Here is a 21,558-nt window from a genome sequence, read left to right on the forward strand (position 1 = left end):
AGGATTATGATGAAATCAAAATGGAGAATGAAATTTGCAGTGGTTGTACTATTTTGTATGGGTTTGCTGATGTCAAATACAACATCATTTGCAGCTGCTCCTGCTGAAGCGGGCGTTTATTTTATCAACCTTGGTGAAAAAGGAAATGCTACCCTGATAAAAACAATTAGCGGTACTACGGCAAGCTATGGGTTGGTTGACACGGGAACGAGTGGAGATTACACAACATATGTAGCGCCATACTTAACCTCCGTACTTGGATCGACAAAATTGTCTTTTATCGCCTTCTCACATATGCATGGGGATCATGCAGGTGGTGCCGAAGCTGCAATCGCTAGTTTTGCGGATGCCAACACGACACTCTATCTAAAGGACGTAGCAGATCCCGCTTCAACTTATTCCGGTGAAGCCAGTATTGCCAACAGAGCTAATGCGATCATAGCTGCAGCGAAAGCTAAAAATATGCCGATCGGTAAAATAAAGCCTTATGAAGCTTTCGACAATGATGTTGGATCCTTATCGGAGCTTAGAGGTTTATCCGCTAACAAATTCAAGGCGAAAATTGAGAAGTTTACTAAAAATGCACAAGGCAGTTATGTATCCGTTGGCCTATATGATACTATTACATTTGGTAAATTTACAATGACATGGTTTAATGGAAACGACTGGAATCACGAGTCTATCATAGAAGATTTGTCATCAAATAAATGGGATGAAAACTTGAACGCAGCAACTTTGTTGTTAAAGTGCACAACAAGTACTGGAACGAATTTCAGAACATACTTGGGCGCTGACGTAGGTGAGAATAGTAACCAAAATTATTCTTACGAAGTTGGGAAAAAAATAGAAGAAGTCGTAGGCAATATTAGCGTTTATCAGGTTGCGCATCATGGTTTCTATTTTAGTCTCATGCCGGATTCAATCGCTAGCACCATCAATCCTAAGTATGCGATTGTTACTAACAGCTATAATGATATCGTGAATACTTATTATGAAAACCATTCTATAACGAACCCGACTTCTGCCGATTTGACAGACGCTACCAGCACACTGAAGGAAACTTTGAACAGTACAGTTCTGCAGAAAATGTACTTTTTAAGTGGAAAAGGCGGCGGAGCGGATAATAGAATCATTGAGGCCCTGAAAGCAAATAATTATGCACTGCTTAACTGGACCGGATCAACAATCAAATCAGGAAATGTAAATGTTGAATTTGGCGGTACGGATCTCACAATAACACAACCGTAACTATAGTGAAGGAGCTTGCCTCATGGCAGCTTCTTTTTTTGTTCATTCAATTCGGAATTTCGAAAATAGCGACAAGTTACCATTCAAAAGGATCGATATCTTCCTTAGGCTTGGAATCGCCGTAATTGCTTTTGGCTGGCCGCCCTTTGTAGCGAAACCTGGACGGAGGCGCTCCATTGTGAGATTTGAACATTTTGCTGAAATGGTAGACGTCCGTGAAACCGAGTGCGCTTGAAACCTCCGTAATATTCATCGAGGTCTCGGACAGAAGAAAGCGTGCCCGCTCCATGCGGACTCGCGTAATGTACTCCCTTAGCGAAAAACCGGTGTATTTCATAAATAGTTGGCTCAAATAACGCGGAGAAACATTGACGTTTTCGGCGAGGCTTGCTACGGTTATTGCCTTTTCGCCAATTTGGTCGCGGAGCTCATCCATAACTTTGTGGATGAGTTGTTTATGCATAGGAGAGACCGGTGATGGAGAGCTGCTTTTTTGCTGGCGCAGCATATGCAGAAGAACAAGATGCACGAGCAGGTCGAATTCTTCTTCCTGCCGATCTTCCTCTCGAAGCTGCAGCTCAACAATTCGCTGTAGGCATGTTTCCGGTAAAGTGGCGTCCTCTAGCCGTACATGTCTCTCGGGAAGATCGACTTCGAGTCCCGGTTGGATTGTAAAATGTATGAAAATGACGGTTAGCCGATGATCGAGTTCCTGCGTTGCTTTCACTTGATCACCCGGCCGGATTAAGAAGCAGGAGCCTTTAGAGATCGGGTAGCTTACGCCGTTGATCATCATTTGCCCTCTTCCTTCTATGGCATACCATAGGTCGTAATCGGGCATGGGGCTTAAACGTGACCATTCCCAACCTGGCTCGCACCGAGATTTTCCCACGGAACCATTATAAAAGAAAGTGATCATCGCAAACACTCCTTCAAGTGACGTTTGGTTTCCATTTAATCATAAGCTTCAGCCGTTAGCAACGAGTTTGTGAATGTCATCTATATGTACATTTATACAAAAAAGTCGCTCTTCCATCCATTTCCATTAATAAAGATAAACGTTATTGTAAATGTAGCAGATGTAGATTTAACAACTTTAAGGAGGGTTACAATGAGTACAAATGTACAAAATCCAGATGACATTAACACACGTATGTATCGCTTCGACAATGTGCATCGGCCATTAGTATCAATCAATGATTTTACAGATGAGAACATCAAACAGTACAAGGACGCGGGATTCATTGCCATAGAGCAAATACTGACGGCGGAAGAAGTTAGCCAGTCGATTGATGCAGTTATGAATCATATCTTTAACCGTGACACGAAGGTTAAGCTGCAATTCACCAAACCGCAGAGTGAACTTAAGACCGATGAGGAAAGAGAGCTTGCAGTAAGGAAACTTTACAACTTTGTTGATTTCGATGAGTCGTTGCGAGCGATCGCCTATCATCCGGCTATCCTATCGGTTGTCGAACGCTTGCTTGGAGAAGAAGTAAATCTCGTGCAGGACCAGGCTTTGTTGAAGCCTCCTTTCGGGGGAGCGGAGAAGCCATGGCACCAGGATATGGCTTACAACAACTTGACATGGAACAAGCCGGTGGTTGGCGTTTGGATCGCACTTGACGAGGCTGGGCTCGACAATGGCTGCATGCACGTCATCCCGCGTTCCCACATGGATGGTGCTACACCTCACTACGCTGTTCGAGATTGGCAGATCTGCGACACGAATGTGCCGGTAGAGAGGGATGCAGCAGTTCCACTCCAGTCGGGCGGAATTCTGTTCTTCCATGGGCTGCTTTATCATGGCACGCCAAATAATCATTCATCCAAGCGCCGCCGGTCGCTGCAGTTTCACTATGCGCCGAAATCGGCAGAGAAGATGTCAGCCGGGGAATACAAACGGATGTTTACTAACGAGATGACTTCCGCAGAATGTTGAGCTTTACTTACCAATGAATATTCAGATAAGGGAGGGTGAACAGCATGGGTGAAATGTTATCATTCGAGCAGTGGCAGACCTACGAAGAGCAAGGATACCTCCGATTGGGAGAAGTTTTGTCGGAGAAAGAAGTGACAGCGCTTACCAACCGGATAGACGAGATTATGCTAGGTAAAGCTGAAATTGATTATAACCGGTTGATGATGCAGCGGGAAGAAGGGGAAGGCTTCGAACAATCGGCGCAGACCCTCGGTTTTAAGGGAGCAACGCTTAATTACCGCAAGATCCAGAACCTGGAGCTCGATCCCTTGTATTTGGCTTATATGAAGAAGCCGCTGTTCCGCTCTATTGCGGAAAAAATATACGGAATCCACACTAGGGTTGCTAGTTTCCGCGCCATGTTTATGAACAAGCCCGCCTATCATGGTACTCGTCTGGTTTATCATCAGGATCGATGGTCCAATTTGGATCGTGATCCATTGTTGACGATATGGACAGCCTTGGACCCGGCTACTCGTGAAAACGGCTGTGTTCAAGTTTATCCCGGCACACACCGTAATCTTATGAATCCAAATGATCCATCTGGATTTTTGACCAAGGAGCAGATCGAGGATTTGACAGTAAATAGGGAGGCCGATTATTTGGAGCTTCAGCCCGGCGAAGCCGTCTTGCTTCATAACTGGACGATTCATGGTTCGGAAGGCAATCGCAGCAGCAAATCTCGTAGGGCCTTCAGCGTTTGTTACATGGATGCCGATACGATATCCCGGCCAGCGGAACCGTTTTCAACTATTTTTGATTAATTCGGACAATCCATATCAAATCAAGGACATCGGATCAACTTCCGGTGTTTTTTTGTGTCTCCTCCATGTTGTTTCAAACAGGATTCGACAACAATTTTCAAGCTAATATACTATGCTGAATAAATGGAAATTAGCGGTAGCGGAAACGATCTTTTTCTGCTATTTGTCAATCAAGTTATAGGTGCAGGAGGACTGATTTTGATGAAAATGAGCTGGTATCATCGCATGCTGTTGTCTTACGCCCCCCTATTTTTCGTTGTCATTTCCGTCTTAATCTTTTCTTTTTTCTCGATATTAAATAATTCAGCACAAAAACAAATCGCGATGACGGATGACTCTATTGCGACAAAGGTCATGCAGGCCGTCGATGCTAATCTGAAGGCTTCCGAACAAATGACGATCAAAGAAATTTTTACCGATGAGAAGTTAAAAGATTTCTATACGTATTCGGCGGGTGATAAAACGCTTTTTGATTACTTTGTGATTTCACATAAGCTGGATGATTTCTCTTCCATGCTGCCTTTTTCCAGTTCCATTTATATGTATAACGAACAATCCGGGAAAATTTTATCCAGAAACGGCTTATCCGACTTGGATCAGTTTGGAGATCGTGACTTCCTTCTTGCTGCCTATCATTCGAAGACATCGCCCCCAGGGTGGACGAATCCAAGAAATTATCGCGAGTTTATTCATGATTCAAGTGAGGAACAAGTGGTGTCATTAGTCAAGTTTTTCCCATTAGATGGCATCAAACAGGGGGCTGTCGTGGTAAACATCCGCGTTCGTTCATTAGTTGGGTTTATGAAGGATTTAACGCGATATGATGCCGGTTTCATTCGGTTACTTACCACTAACCTAGAGCCTTTTGACCGAAACTTGACGCTTCAGAGCCAAACCACACCCGTACAAGAGCTAAAAAGGAAGCAGATTCATTCCGACTATACGGGCTGGCTGTATATGCCGGGTGGACAAAGAGATCGGAAATTATCTTTCATGTCGCAATTTAATGACCTTTGGATAATAGTGGGCATAGCGACTATCCTTATTGGCCTGATTTGGTTTACGTTTATTACTCACAGGCATTACAAACCGATCCAGTCCATTGCGCTAAGGATCAATGATTACACGAAACGAAAAAGCAGCGAGCTTGTGAAGCATGCGGGGGTCGGCGAACTGAAATTTATAGAATTGGCCATCGATAACTTATTGGAAAGGACGAGCCAGTACGAGAAACTACATAAAGATGATCTACTGATTCGTAGAAGGCAAGTATTGGTCGATTGGCTGGAAGGCCATAGGATAATGATTGAAACGGAGTGGAGGCAAGAGACCGCTAGATTGCAACTACCCTCCGAGTTCAACAGGTTGGCGGTAGCGATGATGGAAATCGACCGTTACTCTCATTTTATCGGTGACTATAGCTCGCGTGATCAGTACTTGCTTAAATTTGTTGTTAGCAACGTTCTTCAGGAAGTTGCCCAAAACGAAGGGATATTTGTGTGGAATGAATGGGTGGAACCACAGCAAATGGCCGTTATGTTTTACTTGAATGATAGCCAGGAGCAAGACGAGAATACCGTATATGATTTCATGAAAAAACTGCAGGATTGGATTCTAGCAAATCTAGAATTTACGGTGTCAGTTGGAATCGGGCCAGAGACCCACACTCTTGGAGACATTCCACAAAGCTATGCGGATGCAAAAAAACATTTGTCTTACAAGCCAGTCTTTGGATTAGGCTCACTCATTGGAAGCCGGGATGTACATGCGAAAACGGAAGGTCGGATTTTCCCTCATCTGCAATCGGTTCGAACAATCGTGAAATCGTTCCGGACTGACGATGGGCAATGGCAGACTCATATGATTTCGCTTTTTCATGCTTTAAAGAAGGGCCGGTTCTCACAAAGCGATATCAACCACATTTCCAATTACTTAATGTATCATCTGAATAAAGAACTGATGGAAATGACGGGAGAGGCACAGGAGCTGTGGACCACGGAATACAAGCCGGTTCTTGAAGCCTTAGTGGAGCACTCTGAAAAACTGGAAGAATGGCATGAGCGGTTGGTTATGCTGCTTTCCGAGCTTGAGCCTCGTGTTCGAGCTGCCCGCTACGCAAGGAATAATCATGAACTCATATGCCAGGTAAAAGTGTATATTGAAACGCATTATTACGATTCTGATCTATCCTTAAATAGGATTAGTGAGCATTTTGAAATGAATCCTCGCTATTTAAGCAAGCTGTTTAAAGAGGAGTTCGGAGAGAAATTTATTGATTATTTACTGCGGATTCGTTTGGCGGAAGCTCAGAGATTGCTGCTTAAGACCGATTTGCCGGTACAAACTATCGCAGAACGGGTTGGCTATGTTCACGTCATTTCCTTTCACCGAGCTTTCAAAAATGTGCTGGGCGTTCCCCCTGGAGACTTTCGCAAAAAAACAGAGGTAAATAGCAACGGATAAGCCAATTTCACTCATTAAAATAGCAAGCGCTTTCAACCTTTTATTCGGAAATGTTAAGGTGTGAGAAAAGGTTAGGTAATAGAAATAGGGACTTTCTTACATTTCGATAAGCGGCGATTCTTGTTAATTGAATGTTGACCAAGCTTGAATTATTGTGGAAATACAATGACGAAAAGGAGGAATCATATGCCTAGTAACGAACCTGCAATGGATAAGACGCTAGCCGCTCAGTATACCATTCGCTCGTCAGTCTTAAAAAAAAGCAGGAGACTTATTGCGGGTCAGGATTGGCAGTTGTACGCATTGCTATTTTTGCCAATGTTGTATTTCCTGATCTTCAAGTATATTCCGATGTATGGGGTAACGATCGCTTTCAAAGATTTTAATATGTTCCAGGGAGTATGGAAGAGTCCTTGGGTGGGGTTGGATGCCTTTCGTGAAATTTTTCTAATGAAGGATTTCTACAAAGTCTTGCGAAACACGATGCTGCTCAATCTATTAGATTTGGTGGTTTCTTTCCCGGCACCTATTATTTTGGCTGTGTTATTGAACGAAATCCGGATCAAATGGTTTAAGAAGGGTGCGCAAACCGTACTATATTTGCCTCACTTTATTTCATGGGTCATCATCGGGGGCATGGTGTATCAGCTTCTATCCACCAATACAGGTCTGGTAAATATATTATTGAAGTCCTCAGGAATGAAAGCGATTCCATTTCTAACTGAACCCGTCTATTGGGTTATCACCTATGTGGGAGCAGGTGTGTGGCAGAATGCCGGTTGGGGTACCATCATTTATTTGGCGGCTTTAGCGGGAATCAACAAAGAGCTATATGAGGCCGCGGAAGTGGATGGAGCGGGCCGCCTGCGTAAAATATGGAACATCACGATTCCCGGAATCAAACCAACCATAATGATATTGCTAATCATCAACATTGGGCATATGGCGAGCATCGGATTTGAACGTCCCTTTGTGCTGGGGAATCCGCTAGTTACTGACGTGTCCGATGTTATAAGTACCTTCGTTTATAAGGTCGGGATCAATTCTGCTCGTTTTACAATCGCTACGGCCATTGGGTTATTCCAGGCTGTCGTCGGCCTGATCTTCCTGTTGTCATCGAACTATATCTCCAAAAAAGTGACCGACCAAGGAATTTGGTAAGGAGGGCGTCAAATGAAAGTCAGTGCAAGCGATAAGGTTATCGATAGCTTCATCATTTTGCTAGTAACCGTGGCGTCCTTTGTTTGCCTTGTTCCTATTCTTCATTTGGTCGCCGTCTCGTTAAGTTCCAATGCGGCAATCTTATCGAATAAGGTGACGGTATTCCCGGTTGAATGGAGCACAATGGCTTATCAATCGGTATTTAAGGATGCCAAGATGGTCAGCTCGTTATTTTTCACGATTTTACTTGTGGCTGTATTCACGGTAGTGTGCATGATCATGACGATTTGTGCAGCTTACCCGCTTACGAAGAAAAAACTGAAAGGCCGGGACTTCTTTTTGATCATTATCGTGTTTACGATGTTTTTCAGCGGAGGACTGATTCCGGAATATTTGCTTGTAAAATCGTTAAAGCTGACGAACACCCTCTGGGCGTTAGTACTGCCTGGCATGATCAACGCCTTTTACCTGATTATCTTAAAGTCCTTTTTCGCCTCCATTCCAGAGGAGCTCGAAGAGTCTGCACGGATTGACGGAAGCTCGCATTTCGGAACTTTATTCCGGATTGTGCTGCCGCTTTCTTTGCCGGTACTGGCAACATTGAGCTTGTTCTATGCTGTAGGTCGGTGGAACGGGTTCATGGATGCGCTCTTTTATATTACAAATCAAGATTTATACCCGATTCAACTGAAGTTGTACCAACTAGTCATCAGTAATCAAATGAGCGACGCGACTGCAACGGAAGGGATGAATGCTATGGCCCCAATTCCCGAGAGTCTGAAAGCGGCAAGCATCATGTTTGCCACGATTCCGATTTTGCTCGTATATCCTTGGCTTCAGCGATATTTTATTTCCGGGATTATGATTGGCGCAGTGAAGGGTTGATTGATTCATAAGATGAGTCCCATTCTACATGAAAAAGGGAGTTGAATGATTTGCGCAATCAAAAATCGCTTATCCGAACAGTTAGCAGCTCACTGATGGTCATTTTATTGGCAGGTACCGTTGCGGCCTGCTCTAGCGCAGGTGGTGCAAATGGAAGTGGGGCCAAGGGAGATCCAGTAACGCTCAAAATAGAGCTTTTCGACCGTGGCAACACACCGCCGGGCGCGCCGCCGCTTACGGAAAGTTACTTTGTCAAATACATGCAGGAAAAATTTGGCGACCCCAATAATATCAAGCTGCAGTTTGTAACCGTTCCGCGAACAGAGGAAGTACCGAAGCTGAATGTGCTGATGTCGGCTAATGAGGCGCCTGATATTATTTTTACTTATAGCGATCCCGCTGTACAGAATTGGGTGAAGCAGGGCGGATTGACCGAGCTTGGCGATTTGATAAACCAGCACGGTCCGAATTTGAAGAAATATCTCGGAGATAAGCTCTTGAGTTATGGCAATTTTGAAGGAAAACAGTACACCATTCCCGCGAAAAGAATTATTATCGCCAGTTCAACACCGATTATCCGCAAGGACTGGCTTGACAAGCTGGGTATGAAGCCGCCTGCAACGACCGATGAGTTCTATGCTGTGTTGAAAGCTTTTAAGGAGAAAGATCCAGGCAATACGGGCGGAAAGGTCATTCCTTATGGCATTCGGTATAACAACAATCTGGACCCTCTGGTCCGGACGTTCTGGAAGAAAATGACGGAAGAAGAATACTACTCTCTTCCGGATTTGATGAAACCGGGTAATAAAGAAGGTTATAAGTATTTGAACAAGCTGTATAACGAAGGCTTAATTAGCCCTGATTTTGCCCTGGACAAAGATGGTAAAAAGTTTCAAGCTGATTTAGTGAACGGATTGATCGGATTTGCGATCACCAATACAAACGAACCTGTCTATCAATCGTATTATTCCACCCTGCAGAAGAATGTTCCGAGTGCCACGCTGCTGCCCGTAGATCCGTTCACGAACTATGAAGGCAAACATGTGAAGCAGATTTACCATCCGCTGTCTGCTCACCTCATGGTACCGAAGGCGAGCAAAAGAGCCGTAGAAGCTGTTAAGTTTCTGAACTGGATGTCGGATTATAACGTTATCTTCGATCTGCAAAACGGTACGGAAGGAGTTACCTACAAAAAGGGCGACGACGGCATTCCGGTCATTATGGATTCGGATGAAGCCAAAAAGGTGATGTACAACTATTTGGACTACAGCATGCTGATCAACGGCAAAGATATGGGCGATCAAGAAAAAACACTGAAAGCAAACGCGGCTGATCCCAAGTATAAGGACTTCACCATGAACAGTATCAAGGTTGGTGATCAGGACGGGCAGCTGCCCGCGCGTTTTGACAGACCCATCGAAGCGCAAATTAAATACAATCAAACCTTGGGTGATAAAGCCATTGAAATTTATGTGAAGACCGTAACGGCTAAGCCGGCGGACTTTGATAAGCTATACGATGATATGGTTGCTGAGTACATGAAGACCGGCGGTAAAGAGGTCATGGATGAACAGAAGAAAGTATATCAGGAGATGAAAAAGAAGTAGTAGCTGCATAAACAAATACCACAAGGCTGCCAAGAACGATTGGCAGCCTTATTACGTAATTGGCCGTCATATTGGCCTGATTTCGCAAGGATGTGCAAACCGGGCAAGATAGTTGCAGCGAGAATAATGCGCGTCAAAATAGTGCGATTGTTAGGGCAAAGTGACTTCCTTTATAGTGTTTAACAGATGAAGCAATATTTTAAATATGCACTTGCCGAGGAGATGAGCTTGCATGGCCCAGTTTAATATGCAGTCTTTTGCACAGCCAGAAGCGGAGTACCGGATTCATCCGTTTTGGTTTTGGAATGGGGAAATGGACGATGAGCAGATTCGATATCAGATTGATGAGATGGCAGACAAGGGTTTGGGGGGATTTTTCGTCTGTGCGAGACAGGGGCTTCAGATCCCTTACTTATCCGATGCCTGGTTTCGTAAAGTACGCGTAGCGGTCGAAGCGGCCGAGCGCCGCAATTTGCAGGTGTGGCTCTACGACGAGTACCCGTACCCGAGCGGGATTGCTGGCGGCGAGGTGACGCTGGAGCATCCGGAGGCTAAGCACTATACACTCGAGCATCGGGCCGAGCGGGTGCAGGGCGGAGAGCATCTGTCCATGGAGCTCCCGTGGGCGCGTATCTTGTATGCAAAAGCGATTCCTGTTAGCGCCGAAGGTGAGAAGCTTTGGAACGAGGCGGTGGATGTCCGTTCATCCATCGGTAATTTCCAAGCGGAGCCGATTTTTCAGAAAGCGGGCTTGACGAGTTACAACCAAAAACGGTTCTTTACCTATCGCACGATTCAGAAGATGGAGTGGACACCGCCTCCAGGTAATTGGGAAGTGCTGATTATGCAGGAGAAGGAAATTGAAGATTTCAAGTATTATGGGACTTTCGTCGATCCGTGCAATCATGAGGCAATGGCCACGTTTATTCGATTGACGCACGATAAGTATGCACAGCACTTGGGTGAATACTTCGGTGGTACGATCAAGGGCATGTTTACCGATGAGATCGGGCTGTTGGGAAGCTTACCATGGTCGCCGAAGCTGCCGTCATTTTTCATGGAGCAAAATGGCTATGACCTGCGGGAACATCTGCACGCCCTGCTGTATGAAGAAGGAGAGCAGTCGGCTCGAATTCGTTATGATTATTATCAAGCTATTCATGAGCTTCTGCTCAGCGCTTATCATAAGCAGGTGCATGATTGGTGTGAACAGTATGGCCTTCAATACGTGACCGAAGTGCCGTCAGTACGGCATACCACACAGCGGTACAGTCATGTACCCGGAGGGGATACCGCGCATGAAAAGCTCGGGCGTTCGCTGGATTGGATTTTGAATAATCAGGCGGAAAGCTTTCGTTCCAGCGCCAAAATGGTCAGTTCCATTGCCCGTCAGTTCGGCCGTGAGCGTAACTTAATTGAGTGCTTCCATAGTGTGGGATGGTCAATGACGCTTCAGGATGCGAAGTGGATGATTGATCGTATGGCCGCGCAAGGCACGAACTTTTTTAACTTCCATGCCTTTTTCTATACTCTTGATGCACTGATGAAGCATGACGCGCCGCCTTCTCAGTTTCTGCAAAATCCGTATTGGCCCTATTTTAGACAACTCGGGGATTATGTCGGACGGATCAGCTATGTCATGAGCTGCGGCGAAGCGGACATTCGAACAGCGGTGCTTCAACCGACAACATCGCTATGGGCCTACATGGGCAATCCCTTCCACCATTTTGATTATGGCGGTATCAACGTCGATGAGAAGCGCAAGCTTAGTGATCTGAAAGCGTGGTGGACACGCATTTGCAACGAGCTGACCTACGGCGGAAGGGATTACGATCATCTGGATACAGGACTGCTCGCGGAAGCGGTGGTGGAGGACGGTAGGATCAGACTAGGCAATGCCAGCTATACGAATGTGATTGTGCCGCCAATGACCAATCTGGAGAGTGGCGCATGGGCGAAGCTGGAGATGTTCCTTGCACAAGGTGGAACAGTTATCAGTATGGGGCAATTGCCGTATCAAGCGATTGAAACCAGTGGCTGGGACACGGCTTCCTCAGCGAGCGTCTTCGGTTTGCAGCAGCCCAGCGGAGAACATTTCTGGAACGAAGGCGCCGAATCTGCTCTGGTGTGGTCCAAAGGTGAAGCGAACGCGTATCACTTGCCATTTGCGGCGTCGGCTGATGAGGCTGCCGTGCTAGGCAGCCTGTCTAATCTGCTTGAAGAGCTTCATCCGCTGGCAGTAAAGCTGAAATCGGCAAACGGCGGACGCAGTATTCTCATGCAGACTCGCCGAATCGATGCGGATAGTTTCCTTGTCTTCGTGAGCAATCAGGAAGAGCCAGCGCGTAATTTGTCTTTGCAAATTTCAACCGCTCTTTGGGAGGGAAATGTGGGAAATGAGGCTCTGTTTACAGAGCTATCCTTGGATCGCGGCGACGAAGTGCCTGCCCAGGCTGAACCCACTAACAACGGCTGGACGTTGCCGGTCGTACTGGATGCCTACGAATCCAGACTTTTCCGTATCACGCGCAGATTAGCTGCCAAAGCCTTGCCAGTCAAACCTTGGCAGCTTAAGGTCGATGCGTCCGAGTCGACCTTATGGACGACGCAAACGGATGACGATAACGCGGTGCGGTTGGATGCGTTTTATCTCTCGATTCCTGGTGTTAACAGCTTAGAATCGGGAGCGGAGGAGGATGCACCGTTGGTGCAGGTCAAAACGTTCATAGACCAATGTGCAGACTTGGCTGCTTCGACGAAGTTGCCGGTGCACATGAGCCAGTTATTCGGAACGCCGATGCGCATTAGCTTGGCTTATCCACTTCAAGCCCGGTATTCCACTACCATCGTCGTGGAAAACCCGCTTGATCAGGTGGTTCTCGTGATGGATCAAGGAGCACTTTCCGGAGAAGGCTCGATTATGATTAACGGTCATCGTCTTCAGAAGTTGGATTTTGCGCAACACGTTTTGTATGACTACATGAACGTAGGCTGCGAAATTACAACGTATCTGCGGCCTGGCGTCAATGAAATTTCGGTTGAGGTGACGGTCGAGCAGGATTGGAATGGTCTGATCGATGCGCTGTATCTAACAGGGAGCTTCCAAACTGGCTTTGACACCGAGCAGCGCCCCGTCTTGAAGCGTCCGGTCGCTTCGCAGCATCCGCTGGCTGCAAGTCCTTATGCGGGTTATCCGTATTTTGGCGGAACGATGACTTTCAGCCGTGAGCTTCAGCTGGACCGATTGCCGCAAGGGGACAGCTTCGAGCTTACATTCGAAGGACTGGACCGCGAGTTCCATGACGTGGCGGAAGTGCTGGTGAACAATGTGTCACTTGGAGCCCGTACCTGGATGCCGTACCGCTTCAGCGGGCGCACATCGATGCTGATGGAAGGCACGAACCGTATCGAAGTTCGCGTGACCAACACGTTAATTGGCTTGCTGGAAGGCAAATATTTTGATTATGCGAAGCACGAATTGAAGCCAGTTTACACAGCCGAGCGGGTAAGGTCTTACCAGAACCCGGAAGGAGAGTAAGACGTCCATGCCAAACAACACAGAACAAGCAGCGATCAAACCGAACATTATCTTCTTCATGACAGATCAGCAGCGCTGGGATTGTATCGGTACATTCAACGAGCATATCCATACACCGAATATCGATAAACTGACGGCGCAGGGAATCACGTATAGCCAGGCGGTATGTCAGGCGCCGATGTGCGTGCCTAGCCGCACCTCGATGATGTTCGGCTATTATCCATCGCAGCTCGGAGTGCGAACCAATCACGGCGGCTTGTACGATGAAGACAAGCTGCCAAGCGATCCGCTCCCGGAATTAATGCGTAAAGCAGGGTATCAGACCGCAGGCTTCGGGAAAACCCATTGGAATCACGGGGTGAGAAATCCAGTTCCCTCTACACGCGGCTTCGAAGTACGAGCTGTCGGGCTGTCCCGCGACAGCGGACATTATGAGGATGGCGCTGTCATGATGGGGGATGCCGAGCCGGAGGGGCTCGCTGCTTATTATGAAGAAACGAAAGATTACGGTGGCGGCGAGGAGAATTCCAAAGGTTATCTCGGCTGTACGAGTCAAGTACCGACGCATTGGCACCGTGATGGATGGGTGGCGGAGCAATGTTTGAAGTTCATCGATGAGGGGCTGGACGAGTCGCGCCCGCTGTTTCTGTATCTTTCCTTCCTAAAACCGCATGCCGGCTTCAATGTGCCGAAGGAATTCGAGGATCTATACGATATTAGCAATATCCCGGATATCACTCAGCCGCCTTGGGAGCTTGAGCAGGATACGCATCTGGCCGCGACCGATGCTGTTAATGAGAGCAGCCAGATCAACTATTGGGAGAAGCGGCATGTATGGGAAGCGATGACGCCGGAGGAGCGCAAGCGGACAACGCTTCGTTACTGGGCGAATTGCTCCTGGCTTGACGATTACTTGGGCAAGGCGCTGGAGCGGCTGGAGCAGCAAGGGCGGCTAGACAATGCTTTGATCGTCTTCGTCTCCGACCATGGCGAGATGCTAGGAGAGAGACAACACCGCTTCAGCAAATACTGTTTGTATGAAAGCAGTGTCCGTGTACCGATGATCCTAGCCGGAAGTTATTTGCCGCCAAGGGTACAGGGGTCGGTGGACGACCGTCCGGCCGAGCTGGTGGATCTCGTGCCGACCTTATCCAAGGTAGCGGGATTGCCGGACAATCCGCAGTTGCCCGGGCTTGATCTGCTGGGAGAGACGCAGCGTCTTGGGACCTTCTGTGAATTTCATGGCAAAGGAGCGGAAGCGCATCATTCGGCTCCTGCCTTGATGTGGAGAAAGCAGGATTATAAGCTGATCATGTATATGCCTGGCAAGCTCGGAGAGGCTATTGGCCGAATCGGCGAGTTTCAAGGAGAGCTGTATGATCTAGCAGCAGATCCTAACGAATGGCATAATGTGTATGCCGATGAGAATTATGCGAAGGTCCGTGAACGCATGACGGGGGAGCTTCTGATGCATCTGGCAAGCGTCTGGTCCCGAGGCCCGGTCTTTTATGACCGGCATGGGCTTGCGGCGATGGAATAAAGGCAAGTATCCTCCTATCGACAGTGAGGAATAAGAAGGGGCGGCCCAAGTGTCAGTACTGACCATGGGATGCCCCTTTTTTGCGCATATTAGCGTGTATATCCCTGTTGTAGCGCGGTTTTCCTTCTTCTGCACAAGATTGTCTCAACCGGCAAAATAGTCTCAGCTTCCGTTCCGGTTGCGACAAAATTGCCTTCATCCCGGGCAATATTGTCTGATTGTAAACGGCATGGTTTTATTCTAAGTTGTTAATCATACGAGAAAAAAATTAGAAAGGGGAATGGAAGGATGGCATTCGCACAACCAGAATCTACGTCATCTCACAAATCAGCGAAATCCCGAGAATGGCATAAGAGAGGCATTCTAAAGGATCTAAGGCGCGACAGATATTTATATTTGCTGGGCCTGCCAGGCGCATTGTTTTTTCTAATATTCAAATTTGCTCCGATGTGGGGCGTGGTCATTTCATTTCAGAACTTTTCGCCGTTTGCCGGCATAACCGGCAGCGAATGGGTGGGATTCGAGCACTTCCAACGATTTTTTACCAATCCAGACTTTATGCTGCTTTTCCGTAATACGATGGCAATTAATCTATTGAACCTCGTGCTCTTTTTCCCGCTGCCCATTGTACTTTCATTGCTCTTGAATGAGCTTCGCAGCGTGGTGTATCAGCGGGTCATTCAATCGATTGTCTACATGCCGCACTTCTTGTCATGGGTCATCATCTCTGGCTTGACGTTCCTCATGTTTGCCAAAGGTGAAGGCTTGGTTAACAAAATGCTGGAAGGGATAGGCTTAGCCAGGGTTGATTTTCTAACGAATCCAGATACGTTCTGGGGCATGCTTACCTTGCAGTCGATCTGGAAGGAGTGCGGTTGGGGAACTATTCTGTTTCTGGCCGCGATGGCAAGCATCGATCCAGGGGTATATGAAGCTGCTAAAATTGATGGGGCGGGCCGGCTTCGCCAAATGTGGCATATTACACTCCCGGCGATCCGCAACGTGATCATCACACTGCTCATTTTACGTCTCGGCCATATGCTCGATGTTGGCTTTGAGCAAGTATTCCTGATGTACAATGGCGCTGTTTCCCATGTGGCTGAAGTATTCGATACCTATGTGTACCGGGTCGGTATTCAACAAGGCGAGTTTAGTTATAGTACGGCCGCTGGTTTGTTCAAATCGATTGTAGGCTTGGTGTTGGTTGTAGTGGCAAACTGGATTTCGAAAAAAATGGGCGAAGAAGGGGTTTATTAACGTCCATATCTATGGAGAGACATGGCTATAGCAATGTCCTTAGGAGGGAATTATATGAAAGTAGGACTAGGAGACCGATTGTTTAACATAGGTAACATCATCTTGCTGGGTCTGGTCGGTATCATCACCTTTTTCCCGCTGTATTATGTGTTTGTCGTTTCCTTTACGGATCCCACGGAATATTTGAAGGAAAGCTTCGTGCTCTTTCCAAAGACGTGGTCGCTTGAATCGTATAAATTTCTGATGGCGACAGGCGCTTTTCCGAAATCAATTGGTGTAAGCGCCTACGTGACCCTTGTCGGTACGGCACTCAGCTTGGTAGTCACCGCTTCACTCGCGTATACTTTATCCAGAAAAAGGCTTCGCGGCAGACGGTTCGCCTTGATCGCGATTCTGATCACCATATTGTTCAATCCTGGTATGATCCCGAATTATATGCTGGTACGTGAATTGCATCTCATTGATAGCCTGTGGTCGCTGATTTTACCGGCACTTGCAAGCGGTTGGAACGTCATCTTGATGAAGGGCTTTTTCGATAGTATCCCTGCCGAGCTTGAGGAATCGGCTTCGATGGACGGGTGCAACGACTTGTCGACTTTTTTCCGAATTATCTTGCCGTTGTCGCTTCCTTCGCTGGCTGCATTCGGGCTGTTTTATGCGGTTGCGTACTGGAATCAGTTCTTTAATGCTCTAATTTATATTAACGATGCAAGCAAATGGCCGCTTCAAGTTATGCTGCAAAACATATTGCTGAATGCGAATAACACGGATCTGCGGATGGATGTTTCTACTGTCCCGCCTCCGTCCGAAACATTAAAAATGGCTGCGGTTATCGTAGCGACGGTTCCGATTTTGTTGGTATATCCTTTCTTGCAAAAGCATTTTGCCAAAGGTGCGATGGTAGGCTCGGTTAAGGGGTAACGGCCAGAAGGGAAGGGATTCCAGCTCAAGATGTCGAATCGTGTAGAAAATCGGTTATTGGAAGGTGAGCATCTTGACTGGAATTTTGGCTGCGTTACTCAACTATTTTCAAAAATATAAATATAACAATCGGTTTTTCTGGAAGAGCCTTGCCATGATTCTCATTATGGCAAGTATTCCGGGGCTCATCACGGGCCTCAGTATTTATTGGATTGCCACGAACAACGTGAAGGAAGAACTCCAGGGACTTCATCAGAATCAGATTAGCAACCGTGCAGCAAATATCGACGACCAGCTTGCCTTTCTCGAAATGACCGTATCGCATTGGGCGTTCGACTCCAAGTTTGACGATAAGCTGAAGACGCTTAACTTTGCTTATAATTACGAGACGGTTCAGGATATGTACCGGACCCTGTTGTCGCTTGAGAGTTCGCATCCACTTCTGCAGAAAGTAGAGCTGTTTCTGGACAAGCCGCGTCCGCTGGTCTTTACAACGGAACGGTACAAATTTCTTAGTGATAGTGCAGATATCGAGAGTTACGAGACCTTTCTTAAGCATGATAGGTCGATGTTCTGGACGTTTCCGAAGCTCGAAGGAACGAACCAACGGGGACTTACGATTGTTAATAAAATTCCCGGCGACAGCACCGAACCCTTCGGTGCTCTTGTTGCCACACTCAATCAGGAAAACTTGTTAAAGGTGCTGAAAACGCTAACTCCTTATGATGAGGGCGTTACGATGCTGTTCAATGAGGATGCCAACTGGAATTTATCGAGCAGCAGCGGGGCGGATGGAGCAGAACTCGATCAAGCGCTCAAACAGGCCTACATGAAGAACCAAGCGGACTTAGGAGAAGCTGCGGTGAACGACGCGAAACCTGAATCGTTGTTATTTGATTATCAAAAAGTTTCGTACTCTGTCTCGTATGGTCATTTTAACCGGATGGGCCAAAAGTGGGTTTATATCTCCGCAGCCCCGCTATCGTCAATAACAGCTCCGGTCGTCTCCATTTCCAAGTGGATATTGGTTATTAGTTTCTCTAGCCTGCTCATTGCGCTGCTGCTCTCTTGGTTCGTGTCCCGCCGAATCTATCATCCCGTACAGCGTCTGCTGACCCTGCTGTCCGGTGAAAAGAGTGACGAGGTGAAGGACGAATTTGCCACGATCGAGAAGCATTGGCAGCATATGTCCAAGGAAACTGAGAAGATGCGGCACAAACTTGAAGAGCAAATGCCGCTTCTGCGGGAGGGCTTTTTCCTGCAGCTGGCGCAGGGCTACTTGATTTCTCTGCAAGAGAGTGACCTGAAGGAACGGATGAAGCGATATGGCTGGGAAACAGAGGAACGTCAATTTGTAGCGCTTGTGGTTCAATTGACGGGTTTTGCCAACCTTGAAGGAAGGTTCTCACAGGGCGATGAAAGTCTCGTGACGTACGCGGCCTCCAACATTATCGATGAGTTGTTCAAAAGCCAATATGAGCAAGCGGAAATCATGAATTTCCACAACTTCTCGATTGGGGTCCTGCTATCCTTTCCCATCTCTCATCCGCTTACCTGGTTAGAGGATGATTTGGAGCATGTGTGTCAAGAAATCATCCTAGCGATCAACCGAATTCTGAAAATGCAGGTTACGATATCGGTCAGCAAATGGGTTCACAACGTGAAACAAATTCCACATTTGTTCGAGGAAGTGAAGCAAGCGTTGGTATATCGAGATCTGCTCGACGAGAATCAGATTATTAAGACGGAGCAGCTTTCCAAGCTTAATGTCTTTAAGGAAACCGGCTATCCGTTCACCTTGGATAAAGAAGTGATTCATGCAATTCGCAACGGTCAGGAGTCAGATGCTGTTGATTTGATCGGTCAATTTATGAAGGAATTGGCGGCGAACGGCTCGACAGAATTCATGCTACAGCAAGGCATGCTGCAGCTCTTAGGCAGCATTCGGTATGCGTCTTTGCAATCAGGGATGAATCCCGTACAGTTGTTCGGCAGTGTGAACTTGTTCGAGCAGCTTGCGCAAATTAAAGAGCCCGAGCAAATGCTCAAGTGGTTTCAGCACAAAGTGATTGCGGTCTTCGTGCAGGAGATGATCTCGCGGCAGGATTACCACTTCAAGCAGATCATCGAGCAGGTGATCGTTCATTTGCGTGAGCAGTACATGACGCCATTATCGCTCGAATCGTGCGCGGATTTATTCGGCACAAGTCCATATACGTTAAGCAGGGCTTTCAAGCAGATAACAGGGATTAATTTTATCGATTTCTTAACGAATATTCGGATTAGTAGCGCCAAGTCTTTGCTCATCGAAACGGACATGAAGATTAATGAAGTTGCCGATGCCATCGGCTATCAACACAGTTATTTCAATCGGCTTTTCAAAAAGTATGAAGGGATTACACCAAGTCAATTTCGCGAGGTAAACCGCACGGAATAAGGGGTTTCGGGCCTTCATGCATCGATGTGCAAGCTGCAAGATAGTCCTAAATGTGCGGAAATGGGGGTACAAAAAAGTCCGATTGTCGATCAAAGTGGAATGTACTATTGTCTACCTTGTGCTCTGTTAAGGCGTTCGATACACAGAAGTTCATAACAAGGGAGGATCTCAAATGAAAGTGAGAAAAAACAAAAAAGTTGTCCTGGGCTCGATGATAATGATGCTGGCACTATCTAGTGTCGTGGCTGCATGCGGTAACAAAGCAGATACAGGAAGTAGTGCCGCAGGCGGAACGGAAGCACCACTTGAAGTTAACATCATGACGATTTTGCTTACGCCGTCTCCGGCAGCAGATGATAACAAAATCAAACAGGCTATAGAAAAAGCGACAAACTCCAAAATGAAAATTCAATGGGTGTCCGGTAACAACTATACGGATAAGTTGAATGTGACATTGGCGTCCGGTGATATTCCCGATTTGATCACGATTAACGATCCGTTTACGTCGGTTTTCCGTAATTCAGTAGCGCAAGGTGCTTTCTGGGATTTGACCCCTTACATCAAAGATTATCCGAACTTGAGTTCCAAAGTCTCCAAAACGGCTTGGGACCTGACGAAAATGCAGGATGGCAAAAACTACGGTATTCCGCGTCCACGCCCAGCTGAAGCCGATTCCTTCTTCATTATTCGCAAGGATTGGCTCGACAATGTCGGGATGCAGGTGCCAACAACAACCGACGAGCTGTACACGGTTATGAAAGCCTTTGCGGAGAAAGATCCGGATAAAAACGGCAAGAACGATACAACGGCACTTGCTGCCTTCATGACGCCTCCGGCAGATATGGGAACGCTCGCGATGATTGAGAACAGCTTCACTGGCGCGAACGTGAAAAACGATAAGTGGAAGCTGGTTGACGGTAAAATCGTGAATACCGCGCTGCTGCCAGAGACTCGCAGTTCCATTGAGTACTTGACTAAAATGTACAAAGATAAGCTGTTACCGGAAGATTTCGCATCCTACAAGCTGTCTCAGGCAGCGGATCTGTTCAACGGCAACAAAGCAGGCATTATTATGGATAAAGCAGGCACGATGAACGATCACTACGAATTGTTGAAAAAAATGGATCCGAACATGAAGCCAACTGATTTCTATCCGTTGACCAATATGAATGGATATAACCCGAAAGGCCCTGGCTTCTCTGGTATGATTTCTATCCCGAAATCCGTCCCTGAAGCGAAAATGAAACGCATCTTGAAAATGGTCGATACGTGGATGAATGATGATGTATTCGCCATTCAGCAATATGGCATTGAAGGTGTGGATTACACGGTCAAAGATGGCCAAAAAGTGATCAACACCGAGCAACTGGCCAAAGATAACGGTCCTGACTTTAATCAAATTGTCTATGTAGCAGATCCATATGCTAGCTCTACGAAGGTATATTTCCCGAAAGAAGCGAACGATCTGTTTATGAAGATTCAAGATGATCGTGCCAAAACTAGTGTAGCCGATATCAGTATCGGTCTGTACTCGCCAACAGCGCAAAAGCTGCTGCCTGAGTTTGAGAAAAAAGTACAAGATTTGAAAACAAAAATCATCTTGGGCCGTGAGCCGATTACCGCATGGGACGATTTTGTTGCAAAAGCCAAAACAGATGCAGATTTGGCGAAAATGAGCCAAGAAATGACGGAAGCGTACCAAAAACGCAGCGGCGGCGCAGCAGCAAAATAAGATCAAGTTGGAGAGGAAGAGACC

Annotated in this window: 14 protein-coding genes; 13 read left to right on the plus strand and 1 reads right to left on the minus strand. The window is 46.8% G+C overall.

The genetic code is table 11. The features are described from left to right. Positions 1–9: 9 nt before the first annotated feature. Positions 10–1,248 (plus strand): ComEC/Rec2 family competence protein, encoded by a 1,239-nt coding sequence (locus AC58VC_RS25670; protein ID WP_497372659.1) that lies wholly within the window; start codon positions 10–12, stop codon positions 1,246–1,248. Positions 1,249–1,324: 76 nt separating this feature from the next. On the opposite strand, the gene AC58VC_RS25675 is transcribed toward AC58VC_RS25670, so the two are convergent. Beyond that, positions 1,325–2,167 (minus strand): AraC family transcriptional regulator, encoded by an 843-nt coding sequence (locus AC58VC_RS25675; protein WP_497372661.1) that lies wholly within the window; start codon positions 2,165–2,167, stop codon positions 1,325–1,327. A 192-nt stretch (positions 2,168–2,359) separates the two neighbouring features. On the opposite strand from AC58VC_RS25675, the gene AC58VC_RS25680 reads away from it, so the two are divergent. The 12 genes from AC58VC_RS25680 to AC58VC_RS25735 all read left to right on the plus strand — a co-directional run bounded on the left by AC58VC_RS25680 (position 2,360) and on the right by AC58VC_RS25735 (position 21,534). After that, a complete protein-coding gene (locus tag AC58VC_RS25680) occupies positions 2,360–3,190 on the plus strand; it encodes a phytanoyl-CoA dioxygenase family protein (RefSeq protein ID WP_497372663.1) in 831 nt (276 codons plus the stop codon). Between the two features lie 44 nt (positions 3,191–3,234). Further along, positions 3,235–3,993: a phytanoyl-CoA dioxygenase family protein gene (locus tag AC58VC_RS25685; RefSeq protein WP_497372665.1), complete on the plus strand. Its 759-nt coding sequence runs from the start codon at positions 3,235–3,237 to the stop codon at positions 3,991–3,993. A gap of 201 nt (positions 3,994–4,194) precedes the next feature. Then, positions 4,195–6,456 carry a helix-turn-helix domain-containing protein gene (locus AC58VC_RS25690; protein WP_497372667.1) on the plus strand — a complete coding sequence of 754 codons (2,262 nt, stop codon included), beginning with the start codon at positions 4,195–4,197 and terminating at the stop codon, positions 6,454–6,456. Between the two features lie 318 nt (positions 6,457–6,774). Beyond that, the gene (locus tag AC58VC_RS25695; RefSeq protein ID WP_497372780.1) at positions 6,775–7,617 is read left to right on the plus strand and encodes an ABC transporter permease; all 843 of its coding nucleotides are present in this window, start codon (positions 6,775–6,777) and stop codon (positions 7,615–7,617) included. A gap of 12 nt (positions 7,618–7,629) precedes the next feature. Continuing rightward, positions 7,630–8,502 carry a carbohydrate ABC transporter permease gene (locus tag AC58VC_RS25700; RefSeq protein ID WP_497372669.1) on the plus strand — a complete coding sequence of 291 codons (873 nt, stop codon included), beginning with the start codon at positions 7,630–7,632 and terminating at the stop codon, positions 8,500–8,502. Positions 8,503–8,597: 95 nt separating this feature from the next. After that, entirely contained in the window at positions 8,598–10,109 is a 1,512-nt protein-coding gene (locus tag AC58VC_RS25705) for an extracellular solute-binding protein (RefSeq protein WP_497372782.1), read from the plus strand. A 232-nt stretch (positions 10,110–10,341) separates the two neighbouring features. Beyond that, positions 10,342–13,647 (plus strand): glycosyl hydrolase, encoded by a 3,306-nt coding sequence (locus AC58VC_RS25710; RefSeq protein WP_497372671.1) that lies wholly within the window; start codon positions 10,342–10,344, stop codon positions 13,645–13,647. Positions 13,648–13,654: 7 nt separating this feature from the next. Beyond that, a complete protein-coding gene (locus AC58VC_RS25715) occupies positions 13,655–15,187 on the plus strand; it encodes a sulfatase family protein (protein WP_497372673.1) in 1,533 nt (510 codons plus the stop codon). A 288-nt stretch (positions 15,188–15,475) separates the two neighbouring features. Continuing rightward, positions 15,476–16,444 (plus strand): ABC transporter permease, encoded by a 969-nt coding sequence (locus AC58VC_RS25720; RefSeq protein ID WP_497372675.1) that lies wholly within the window; start codon positions 15,476–15,478, stop codon positions 16,442–16,444. 54 nt (positions 16,445–16,498) lie between these two features. After that, positions 16,499–17,365: a carbohydrate ABC transporter permease gene (locus AC58VC_RS25725; protein WP_497372677.1), complete on the plus strand. Its 867-nt coding sequence runs from the start codon at positions 16,499–16,501 to the stop codon at positions 17,363–17,365. 73 nt (positions 17,366–17,438) lie between these two features. Continuing rightward, positions 17,439–19,802, plus strand: a complete 2,364-nt coding sequence (locus tag AC58VC_RS25730; RefSeq protein WP_497372679.1) for a helix-turn-helix domain-containing protein — start codon at positions 17,439–17,441, stop codon at positions 19,800–19,802. 172 nt (positions 19,803–19,974) lie between these two features. Then, positions 19,975–21,534 (plus strand): type 2 periplasmic-binding domain-containing protein, encoded by a 1,560-nt coding sequence (locus AC58VC_RS25735; protein ID WP_497372681.1) that lies wholly within the window; start codon positions 19,975–19,977, stop codon positions 21,532–21,534. The last annotated feature ends 24 nt before the right edge of the window (positions 21,535–21,558 follow it).

The sequence above is a fragment of the Paenibacillus sp. J22R67 genome (genome assembly GCF_059692175.1).